Annotated in this window: 8 protein-coding genes; 5 read left to right on the top strand and 3 right to left on the bottom strand. The window is 43.7% G+C overall.

The window, feature by feature from the left end:
- The 3 genes from BLP33_RS22570 to BLP33_RS22560 all read left to right on the top strand — a co-directional run.
- On the top strand, window positions 1-1965 hold a 1965-nt coding region (locus BLP33_RS22570; RefSeq protein ID WP_175490089.1), incomplete at its 5' end, for an FG-GAP-like repeat-containing protein.
- A gap of 176 nt (window positions 1966-2141) precedes the next feature.
- The gene (locus tag BLP33_RS22565) at window positions 2142-3872 is read left to right on the top strand and encodes a GMC oxidoreductase (RefSeq protein WP_090533372.1); all 1731 of its coding nucleotides are present in this window, start codon (window positions 2142-2144) and stop codon (window positions 3870-3872) included.
- A gap of 277 nt (window positions 3873-4149) precedes the next feature.
- Window positions 4150-5490, top strand: a complete 1341-nt coding sequence (locus tag BLP33_RS22560) for a vanadium-dependent haloperoxidase (RefSeq protein WP_090533370.1) — start codon at window positions 4150-4152, stop codon at window positions 5488-5490.
- A gap of 154 nt (window positions 5491-5644) precedes the next feature.
- Here the strand turns inward: BLP33_RS22560 and BLP33_RS22555 are convergent, their stop codons facing one another.
- Together BLP33_RS22555 and BLP33_RS22550 are read right to left on the bottom strand one after the other, a co-directional pair.
- Complete coding sequence (locus tag BLP33_RS22555; protein WP_090533368.1) at window positions 5645-6349, bottom strand: helix-turn-helix domain-containing protein; 705 nt, start codon at window positions 6347-6349, stop codon at window positions 5645-5647.
- A 24-nt stretch (window positions 6350-6373) separates the two neighbouring features.
- Window positions 6374-6721, bottom strand: coding sequence for an ArsR/SmtB family transcription factor (locus BLP33_RS22550; RefSeq protein ID WP_090533366.1), 348 nt, complete (start codon window positions 6719-6721; stop codon window positions 6374-6376).
- A gap of 175 nt (window positions 6722-6896) precedes the next feature.
- On the opposite strand from BLP33_RS22550, the gene BLP33_RS22545 reads away from it, so the two are divergent.
- A complete protein-coding gene (locus BLP33_RS22545) occupies window positions 6897-9731 on the top strand; it encodes a TonB-dependent receptor (protein WP_090533363.1) in 2835 nt (944 codons plus the stop codon).
- Window positions 9732-9787: 56 nt separating this feature from the next.
- Entirely contained in the window at window positions 9788-11158 is a 1371-nt protein-coding gene (locus BLP33_RS22540) for a hypothetical protein (RefSeq protein WP_090533361.1), read from the top strand.
- A 135-nt stretch (window positions 11159-11293) separates the two neighbouring features.
- Here the strand turns inward: BLP33_RS22540 and BLP33_RS22535 are convergent, their stop codons facing one another.
- Window positions 11294-11965 (bottom strand): NAD(P)-dependent oxidoreductase, encoded by a 672-nt coding sequence (locus tag BLP33_RS22535; protein ID WP_090533359.1) that lies wholly within the window; start codon window positions 11963-11965, stop codon window positions 11294-11296.
- Window positions 11966-11971: the final 6 nt, after the last annotated feature.

The following is an 11971-nucleotide window of genomic DNA, read 5'->3' as shown; positions in this document are numbered from 1 at the left end:
GATCCGGGTTTTTCGAATGGTTCGGCATATGGTGATTTAAATAACGATGGTGCGCTTGACCTGGTGGTGAACAATGTAAATATGCCGGCCTTTATCTACCGAAACAACAGCAGGAAGCTGGAGCCGGCGAATAAATATTTGAAAGTAGTATTGCAGGGCGAGGGGAGGAACCGGTTTGGCGTAGGGGCGCAGGTAACGTTATACTATAATCATACCTTAAACTACCAGGAGCAGGTTCCGTCGCGGGGATTTGAATCGAGCGTAGACACCCGGTTGAATTTCGGGTTAGGTAAAATAAAGGAGATCGATTCGATAGTGGTAAAATGGCCTTGTGGTAAGCAGAAAGTATTAAAAGGAGTAAAACCGAACCAGACGATCACGGTAAAGGAGGTTGAATCAGAACTGCCCGGGAAAGCAGTGCGAGGGGCAGCCGGTTCAAAGCCGGTGTTTGAGCAAAGTACAGATAACCATGGGATAGACTTTGTGCACAAGGAAAATGACTTTATAGATTTTGACAGGGAAAAGCTGATCTTCCAGATGCACTCGGCGGATGGTCCGCGGATAGGTAAAGGGGATGTCAACGGCGACGGTTTGGAAGACTTCTATATCTGCGGGGCCAAGGACCAGCCAGGCGCATTATATATCCAAACCCGGGCGGGTCGTTTTAAACGGAGCAACGAAAAGCTGTTTGAGCAGGATAAGGCCAGTGAAGATACGGACTGTTTGTTTTTCGACGCGGATGGCGACGGGGACCAGGACCTGTATGTATGCAGCGGAGGCAACGAGTTCTCGGCTAACTCGACGGATCTGATCGACCGGCTATATATCAATGATGGGAAGGGTAATTTCAGCAAATCGCAACAGGTGCTGCCGTCATTTCAGTTTGAGAGCAGCTCCTGCGTAACGGCAGCAGATGTTGACGGGGATGGGGACCAGGACCTGTTTGTTGGAGTGCGGTTAAAGCCGGGTGAATATGGCTACCCGTGCAAGGGTTATCTCCTGCAGAACAATGGCAAAGGCTTTTTTACAGATGTAACCGAGGAGAGGGCCCTGGGCTTAACGGAATTGGGTATGGTTACGGATGCCAAATGGTTTGATTATGACCGCGACGGAAAACCAGACCTGGTAACCTGCGGGGAGTATATGCCGATCCGGATATTCCATAATGAAGGGGGGCGTTTAAAGGAAGTAACGCGCGAAGCGGGTTTGGAGTGGAGTAATGGGTGGTGGAACCGCCTGGAGATTGCGGACATGGACGGCGATGGTTACCCGGATATAGTAGCCGGCAATCACGGGCTAAACTCCAGGTTTAAGGCAACCAGAGCGAAGCCGGTAAGCATGTATGTTGGGGACTTTAGCGGCACGGGCAGCATAGAAGATATAGTATGCACCTATAACGGCGACAAACAATACCCGATGGCACTGAGGCATGACCTGGTAGGCGAACTTCCTTATCTGAAGAAGAAATACCTGCGGTACGCCCAGTACAAGGAACAAACGATGGAAGATATATTTGGCAGGGAACTGTTACAAAAGATGGTTAAGCTGGATGCCTGCGAAATGCGGAGCAGTGTGCTGCTGAATAAGCGGAATGGTAAGTTCCTGGTGAAGCCATTGCCGGTGGAGGCGCAGTTTTCGACGGTTTTTGGGCTGGTGGTGAAAGACTATGACGGGGATGGGAAAAAGGACATTGTGCTGGGAGGCAACTTTTACCAGTCAAAACCGGAAGCAGGGATCTACGATGCCAGCTATGGATTGCTGCTTAAAGGAGACGGGAAAGGTGGCTTTACGGCAGTTAAGCCTCAGGTAAGCGGCATCGTAATAAAAGGGGCCGTACGTGATATAAAAGAGATTAAAGCCGGAAACAATAAGCTGCTGATCGTAGCTAAAAATAATGATAAAACAGAGGTACTGGTAAAGGCTCCGGATAAAAAAGGAGTAAATGGAATACAGTATAGAGAATAGTGATAAAATAAAATTACCTGCATTGTAAATAGGGTGGTAGTAAAATACAACCGAATTACCATCGTTGAATGATGGGCGGATAATTATACAATCCGAAGAAGCAGAAATTTATTACCGAAAAATAGAAATTGCCGAACTATAATTTAACCGAATACCATAAATCTAAATATAGTCAAATGCCAATAGATTCATTGAACGTAAATACCAAAGCTAAAATTCAAAACACCTACGATGCTATTGTAATCGGCTCGGGGATTAGCGGCGGATGGGCTGCAAAGGAATTAACCGAAAAAGGGCTGAAAGTATTAATGCTTGAACGCGGTCGTAATTATGAGCATATAAAGGATTATGTTACCGCTACAAAAGATCCATGGGAATTTGAACACCGGGGCAATGCTACCTTACAGCAGAAAACAGATAACCCTGTTATATCCCGGGATTGGGCTATGTACGGGACCGCGGCCCAGGAACCCCTGATGAAGTCATGGGTAAATGAAAAAGATTGTCCCTATGTGGAAGTTAAACCGTTTACCTGGTGGCGTTCATATCAGTTAGGCGGAAGGTCTACTTTATGGGGGCGGCAAAGCTACCGGTGGAGTGATTTTGATTTTGAAGCTAATGCAAAAGATGGTATTGCTGTTGATTGGCCTATTCGTTATAAAGAACTGGCGCCATGGTATGACTATGTAGAAAAATTTGCCGGAATAAGTGGATCGACGGAGGGCTTGCCCCATTTACCCGATGGGCACTACTTGCCGCCTATGCAACTAAATTGTGTGGAAAAAGATGTGGCATCAAGAATAAAAGCTTTTTACAAGGGACAGCGCCACATGTTTATAGGCCGCGTGGCCAATCTTACCGCGCCTATCCAGGCAAGAACGCAGTGTCAGTTTAGAAACCGGTGCTGGGAGGGTTGCCCATTTGGCGGCTATTTCAGTACCCAATCTTCAACGCTGCCCGCAGCAATGGCAACGGGTAACCTTACCGTGAGGCCATGGTCAATCGTAACCAAAATTTTGTACGATAAAGACACCAGCAAAGCGACGGGTGTTGAGGTGCTGGATGGCGAAACGAATAAAACCTATGAATTTTATTCAAAAATTGTATTCCTGAATGCTTCTGCACTGAACAGTGCATGGGTTTTGATGAATACCGCAACAGATGTATGGCAAGGCGGATTAGGCAGTAGCAGCGGCGAATTAGGACATAATATTATGGATCATCATTATATGCTCGGCGCACAAGGAACAATAGAAGGCTTCGAAGACAAATACTATTTTGGCCGCAGGGCGAATGGTTTTTATATTCCCCGTTTTGTTAACTTGTTTGGTGATAAAAGGGACTTCCTGCGCGGCTATGGTTACCAGGGAAGCGCCAGCAGGGACGGCTGGAGCCGGGATGTTGCGGAAATGAATATAGGTGCTGATTTTAAAGATGCACTTACAGAACCTGGTGCATGGCATATCGGAGCGACAGGTTTTGGTGAAATTTTGCCCTATCACGATAACAAAATAACGCTTAATAAAGATGTGAAAGATAAGTGGGGGCTGCCTGTACTTTCAATGGATGCGGGTTTGAAAGAGAATGAGCTAAGCATGCGTAGGGATATTATTAAAGAATTGGTGGCCATGTATGAAGCGGCCGGGGTAAAGAATATCACAACCTGGGATAAAAATTATGCAATTGGTCAGGGCATTCACGAGATGGGGAGTGCACGTATGGGTAAAGATCCAAAAACATCGGTACTCAACGCGCACAATCAGGTTTGGGACGCGCAAAATGTGTTTGTAACTGATGGGGCCTGCATGACTTCAAGCGCCTGTCAAAACCCATCGCTCACTTACATGGCGCTTACCGCACGCGCGGCTCACTATGCTGTGGATGAGTTAAAAAAAGGCAATTTATAAGCGACATGTTTAAGCTTTAATTTTAATAATTAATCAGACGAAATACAATTAATACATGCGGCAATATTGGTAAGCATCTGTTTTATCGCAAAACGCAGCAAATTTCAAAGCCCGAAGATACCGGGACAATAGTTCCGACTAATTACCATGGGCCGTAGATTTAAATGTCGCTATCATTTTTGGATAGCGACAAGGCTTTTTCGGAGCCAATGACTATTATCAAATAAAAGCACCTTTTCATATAGTAGCTATGCTGCGTCACAATTAATAAATTTTTATGAATCGTTTTTTACTTTGGCTTTCAGGGATTATCATTTTGCTTAGTTCCTGCCAAAAAACTGATTATCAAAAGATAACTGATAACCCGGAATTGTACCGTATTACGGAAAAAAAATTAAATGACATTATACTTGAAAATAATTTCCCCCCAGTCATTGCTTCCCGTAACTATGCGTATGCTAACATCGCCGCATACGAGGTAATATCCGCCCAGGATCCTAAAAAATTCCGGTCGTTGGCAGGTCAAATCAGGCATTTAACCGCTACCCCAAAACCTGCTCCGGGTGTTGAAATTGATTACCCGTTTGCATCCTTGCTTGCCTTTTGCTATGTAGGGAATGCGGTTACATTTCCAGAGGGGAGTATGGATGAATATGTCGATGCATTAAAAAAGAAAGCAAAAGATGGCGGAATGCCTTCTGATGTATTTGAGCATTCGGTGAACTATTCAGATGTAGTTGCAAAGCACATTATGAAATGGAGCAAAACGGATCATTATGCACAAACACGATCCGCTAACAAATACACGGTTACAAAAAAAGAAGGGCGTTGGGTACCTACACCACCTATGTATTCACAAGCATTGGAACCGCATTGGGGAGAGATCAGGCCTTTGATACTCGATTCTGCTTCGCAAGTGGCGCCACCACGACCTCCTTTATTTGATATGAAGGACATAAATAGCCAGTTTTATAAGGACGTATTAGATGTAAAGTCTATTGGTACAAATCTTACCAAAGAGCAAAAACACATCGCTGATTTTTGGGATGATAATGCCTTTAAGTTAAACGTTGTGGGACATGCCACCTTTGGAACTAAGAAGTTCTCACCGGGCGGGCATTGGATGAATATCGCGGGGATAGCCTCAGAAACGTGCAAGGCCGATTTTAGCAGCACAGTTTGTGCATATGCTGAAACATCGATTGCTTTATTCGATGCATTTATCAATTGCTGGTATTTTAAGTATAAATATAATTTAGTTCGCCCCGAGACTGTAATAACCAAATATTTGGACCCTGACTGGAAAACATATATTCAAACGCCCTCATTCCCCGAATACGTAAGCGGCCATGCTGTAATCTCGGCAGCAGCAGCCGAGATTTTGACCAACCAATTCGGAGATAATTTTGCATACCGGGATACATCAGAGACTGAGTTTGGAATAGCACCCCGTAGCTTTAGATCTTTTAGGGAAGCAGCAATGGAAGCGGGCATATCGCGCGTTTATGGCGGTATACATTTTAAAAATTCCTGCATAGTTGGAACAGAAGAGGGTAAGCAAGTTGGGCAATTGGTATTAAACAGGTTACATATGAAGATTAAATTGCATGAAAAATGAGTTTATATCGTAAGATCGATTCAATCTTCGCTTGTTGCCTTTAATATACATTTAATGTTATACTGAATTATGCTCAGCCATTGCATTAAAAAGGATATCACTAAGGGGGCGTGACAATCTCCTACATAACATATGAATGTAATATAAACAGCCTTTATCGGGTAGCCCGCTTGGTTGGGAAATGTTCGGAGACGGGAATGCCGGCCTGCAGCACGTGACTGACATTTTTTAATACGGCCTCGTCAAACCCGCTTTTGTCAACCATTTCCACAATTTTGAAGCTATAGAATTGCTTTTTTATTACATCATATTCAACAGATAGTGCCAGCGCCAGCAATTGTAGCTTCCCCGGAGGAAAGTCCTTTTTATTTGATTCTATCCTGCTTAAGTCGCTCCGGTTCATTCCAAGTTCTGCGGATAAATATTCTTGTGAAAACTTTAATGTTGTCCTATACTTTTTGATCAACCTACCAAAGCTCAAAGCGGCAGGTGGGAGGCTCTCTTTCCCGGAAGCGGCGGTGTTAGGGTTTAGTGGCTCAATAGGTGCGTAGCTGCCGATGATTTTGAAAAGATCGGCCAACTGCCTGGCAGGGCGCTTTATATCGGATGTTTTAAGCTCATATCTGATCTTTCTATTCTCGCGTCTGATGGTTACAAAGCCTGCTTTTTTAAGATCGGTTATATGCTTCGTTAATTGCCCTGGGTTAAAAGGAAGAGAAAGCAATACCTCCTGAGATAGTATGTTGTTGTTAGCGATAAGCGCTTTGAAGATATATACCCTGATCGGGAGCGCCAGCAACCTGGCAAAGTTGCAAAGTTCCAGATCTGCTTTATTGATATCCATATTTGAACCGGGCATAGATACGATATTATAGAATATAAATTAATGTTGTTCCGGTTCTGCTTCGTGGGAATCCGGTATGCCCAGTTCTTCCACGAGGCGACCATAATGTCTGGCGAATCTGCTCCACATATTTTCATTTAATGTATACAAAGATCTTTTTCCATCGATGCTAACCGAGATCAATTCGGTTTTGATCAACTCCTTCAAATGATGGGATACTGTAGATTGCGCGAACGGTAGAAATTCCACGAGCTCGCCTGTGGTAATCCCAGGTTTCCGGGCAATGATACGGATAATAGAGATCCTACCGGGGTGCGACAGTGCTATGGATACATCTGAGATGAACTGGTCGGGATAACTGAACTCTTCTGTTTTCTTTTGTGCCATCGCTGTTTACAATTATTTGATCGTGCTAAAATAGAGTTTGTTTTTTGAATGTTGGAAGCTTCTTAGTCTATTTAACGTTGTCTATAATATCGATTATTCAATATATTCTTTTTGATAATATGAACTTAACATTGGCTTAATTTATCGCCGATAATTTTGAGCGTCATTTAAGATTATGCAAAAGTTTACTCGGCTCTTTCCTTTCATTATTTTAAGTTTTTTAATAAGCTCCAATTCATTTGCACAGTCATTGGGTAAAATTGCCGGTAAGGTAATCGACCAAAAGACTGGTGAAACACTCATAGGCGCGACAGTTGGCTTACAGAGCGGCAGCAAGGGCGCTGCCACCAATGTGGAAGGCCGGTATATATTGAGTGGACTTCAGCCGGGCAAATACAGTATCGTTGTTAAATACATCGGTTACCAGAGCAAATCGGTTTCTGATGTGGAAGTTCAGGCAGGTGCAGTAACCTCGCTGGATGTCGCTTTGACCCAATCTTCAACGCAGGCACTTAATGAAGTTGTTGTGAAAGCTACTTACCGCCAGGCTTCAGTAAACGCCCTTTACGCAAGGCAGAAGAATAGTATACAATTAAGTGATGGTATATCTGCCGATATGATCCGTAAATCCCCTGACCGGAATACTGGTGACGTTTTGAAACGCGTCAGCGGAACAAGCGTGCAGGAGGGTAAATTCGTTGTTATCCGTGGTTTATCCGAAAGGTATAATAACAATATGATGAACGGGACAACGCTGCCAAGTTCCGAACCGGATAAAAAAGCTTTTGCTTTTGACATCATTCCTTCAAGTCTTGTCGATAATGTTATCGTGTACAAAACGGCGACGCCCGATCTGCCCGGTGATTTTGCGGGTGGTACGATCAATACTATTACCAAAGATATTCCCGACAGCAGGTTCCTGGAAGTGGCGTTAAGCGTTGGCTATAATTCCAAAACTACTCTTAAGAATAACTTTATCGATGCGAGGCCTAACGGGAAATATGATTTCCTTGGATTCGATGACGGTTCAAGAAAGCTGCCTGCAGCTTATTCTAATGTGAAAAAAGACTATACATCCGGGACAACAAGTGCCGAAAAAATCGCTATAGCGCAGCAATTTCCCAATACCTTTTATTACAAAGAAGGGCAAATGAGCCTTCCCAATATTGGTTTTCAATTTTCCACGGGCAATTCCAAAATCAATACAAATGGCAATCGCCTGGGTTATAACTTCAGTCTGAACTACAGCAATGGGCACCGTGCATCATTTGGTGACAGAATTGGTTATACCGGGTTCAATGATGCATCGAAAGAGCTTCCCCTGTACAGCTTTGACCGTAATACCTATACCAACTATAAAAGCCTTGGCGGTTTGCTGAATTTCGCTTATACATTCGGAAAAAACAAAATTGCCTGGAGAAACCTTTACAACAACGATTTTTCTGTTGACTTCGAGCAAACCAACAATGCCCTGAATTTTGAGGCCGGTCAAACAGACCCGCTGCGCTACAAAGGCTACTCTGTAGAGACAACTCAAAACGGCATTTATACTTCTGCATTGGAAGGACAGCACACGCTGGGCAAAAAGAATATTATTTTTGACTGGAATGCTTCCTACGGTTTATCATACCGGAACCAGCCCGATCAAAGGATCGTAACCATCTATACACCTTTGAACCAGCCCGAATATATCTCATTATCCAGCGAAAACAGCCCCAAACCTAATGATCTGGGCCGTGTGTATTCTAAATTAAATGAAAATATTTACGGCGCGAAAGCAAACCTGGCAGTTCCGTTCAAGTGGCTTAATGAGTCGCAGAAATTGAAATTCGGTGGTCTTATTTCTCATCGTGACCGTGATTTCAGTATTGATGCGCTGGGATACACTGACGCCATCGGCTTCGGAAACAAAGCAATCCCACTCACCGGCGGTTATACGATCTTTAATGTGTTCAGTCCTCAAAGTATCGCTCAAAACGGGATCGATCTGTCGCGCCTGGACCTTAGCTCCACCGATTACAAAGGAAAAGCCGATCAGGACGCGGGGTATGTGATGCTGGACAATAAGCTGAGCAAAAAAATCCGTTTGGTTTGGGGGGCACGTGTTGAACGGTATGCGCAATCGCTCAAACCGCTGGGCCAGACCGAACAGAAATATAATAATACTGATGTTCTGCCTTCGGGTAACCTGACCTATAGTTTATCGGAGAAGGTCAATTTACGTGCGGCATACTTCAGGTCGGTAAACCGTCCGGAGTTCAGAGAGCTTGCCAGTTTTCGCTATTTTGACTACCAGACTAACTTTATCGTCAGCGGTAACCCGGACCTGCAGCGAAGTATAATTGATAACGCAGACCTTCGCTTTGAATATTACCCGTCAGGAGGGGAGATCATCTCGGTTTCGGCTTTTTACAAGAAATTTAAGAATCCGATCGAGCAGATTAATCAGGGTAACGATATTTTGACTTATCAGAATGCGCTCAATGCCAAGGATTTCGGTTTTGAAGCCGAGATGAGGAAGAAACTGAATTTTATTGCTGAGGGAAGTTTCTTGAATGATGTAACATTTTATGTGAATGCTTCCTATATCAATGCCAAGGTAAAGCTGGCTGATGGCCGTAACACGTCTACCCCCCTCCAGGGACAGTCACCCTATCTGATCAACTCGGGCCTGTATTATACACCCGAAGGCAGTGATTTTTCTTTCAACGTGCTTTATAACAGGATAGGGGAGCGTTTACGTTTCAGGGCCGTTACCGGTGGTGTGGACATCTATGAGAAACCGCGGAATGTGATTGATATGCAGCTAAGCAAGGCGTTATTTAAAAAGCATGCCGAGCTTAAACTGACCGTATCTGATCTGCTTGCGCAGCCCTTCGCATTGTATAATAATTACGGAAGCTCGGGGAGCACCGCATATAATGCTAAAGAGGATAAAATCATCCAGAGCCGTTATTCGGGTTTTGGAACAACCCTTTCGTTCAAATATAATTTCAGTTTTAAAAAATAATCACGCTATACAGTAAAAGGCCTTCAATTTATTATCAATTATTATTAACAATTATTATGAAAAAAACGTTGTATTTACTTGGCTCATTAGCCATGATAGGATTAGCATCCTGCTCAAAAAACGATGATCCGGGTAAAAATCCACCGGTTAATCCTCCTGCTGTTACCAAGATGGATGTGAGGGGAAAGATTACTAAAGACACACATTGGACCGCCGATATCACTTACAGGCTTCGCGGTTATGTTTACGTGGATAATAATGCAACTTTAACCATCGATCCGGGAACCAAAATTGTGAGCAATAAAGACTCAGCCGGTGTCCTTATCATTTATAAAGGAAGCAAGATCAATGCCGCCGGAACTGCTGATAAGCCAATTGTTTTCACTTCGGCGGAGGCTGATCCGAAACCAGGTAATTTCGGTGGCCTTGTGATCGTTGGATCGGCCACGGGTAATGGCAATCACGCTGTTTTGGAAGGTGGCGTAGATACCGAGCACCAGCCATTCGGCGGCACAAACGATGCTGATAATTCGGGGGTTTTACAATATGTACGTATTGAATATGCCGGTAAAGCGGTTAACCCTGGTGATGAAGTAAACGGCTTAAGTATGTATACCGTAGGTAGCGGTACCAAAATAGACCACATTGAAGTGCTTCGCGGCCTTGACGATGCTTACGAGTTTTTCGGGGGTTCATTTAATGCTAAATACCTGGTTGCCTATAACAACGCTGATGATGATTTTGATTTTGATGACGGATACCACGGTAAGATCCAATACGCGATCTCTGTTAAAGATCCGGCGTTTACTGATAATAAAGGTACCAGTGGTGATATTTCCAACAATTTTGAAGTGGATAACACAACAGATGCTAAAGGTTATTTGTTAACTCCTAACACATTCCCTTTGTTGTCGAACTTTACGGCTGTAGGGCCTAATAACGCCACAGGAGTATCTGCGGATTACGGTTACGGTATGCGCTGGAGAAGAGGTGCAAAATTTATTTTGGCTAATGCCATAGTAATGGGGGGGCAAAAAGCGGGCTTAGACCTGGATAATGACCCAACCGCGCAGTATTATATTGCCGGGACAAGCGGTTTAAAAAACAGCTTGTTACAGGCGGTAACTTCACCTTATAAAGTTGACAAATTGGCTACAGCTGGTTTACTGGACGCAGCAGGTTTAAAAACTTTAGTTGAAGGCCGCGATGGCACAAAATCATTTACTGCTGCAGCGGATATTATGTTGACCGATCCGTTTAACAACGCTGCTCCAAACTTATTGCCTAAAGCAGGTTCACCGGCAATTGTTGCAGGCAAGTTTGATGGCTCCTTATCCGATTCGTTCTTTGATAAAACCAACTATATAGGTGCGATCGATCCAGCTAATGACTGGTCGAAAGCTTCCTGGATAGTTTACGGAAAATAATCCGCAGCGTACTAAAAGAAAAGACCTTTTCAGTAATGGAAAGGTCTTTTTTGTTATACCAGATAGTCAGCTTTGATTGGAACGCTAAGTTAACATGTAGTTAAAAGTGCCCTGCTTCATTGGCGGAATTTAGTGTTAATATCCAATTTCAACTGTTGCCTGGTATGTATCCCTGTTAGCAATGTTATTAATGATAAAGTACGCAACATCGGCCCTTGATATTTTGAGGCAGTTTTTAAGAAATGCATTAATAGCTATGCGATATGTGCCGGTAACAGCCTGGTTTGTAAGCTGTGGAGGTCTAATGATAGTCCAGTTAATGTTACTGCTTTTTATCAATGCCTCCATTTTGAGCAAATCGGTATACATGTGTTTCAGCAGTTTTTGAACTACATATTTTTCGATAAACCTGATATAAAATGGAAGCACGGGACTTATTTCAATTGCACTGGCCGAGATCAGGAACATGCGGTTTATGCCTTTTCGTTCCATCGCTTTTAAAATATTGGCATTGCCTTGCGAATATAAAGCTGTGGGTTTATCTGATCCGAAACCGCCGGCTACGCCTATTGCCGAAATCACAGCATCCTGGTTTTCAAAATGATTTTCAAATGCGCCGGGTTGCATAACATCACCGCTTACTTTTTTTAGATTGGGGTGCTCGATTGCTAATTTGGCCGGGTTTCGTAATATTGCAGTAACCAAGTGTCCCGCCTGAAGGGCCTGTTCAACGCACTGCCTGCCAATGCCGCCGTTTGCGCCTACAATTACCAACTTATAAATAGGCGTGTTTTGTTGCATTTCCATTTTTTT

Source organism: Mucilaginibacter sp. NFR10, assembly GCF_900100445.1.
In the GTDB taxonomy this organism is placed as follows: Bacteria; Bacteroidota; Bacteroidia; order Sphingobacteriales; family Sphingobacteriaceae; genus Mucilaginibacter; species Mucilaginibacter rubeus.
Note: the sequence above shows the minus strand (reverse complement) of the source record. Positions and strands in the feature narration are given on the sequence as shown.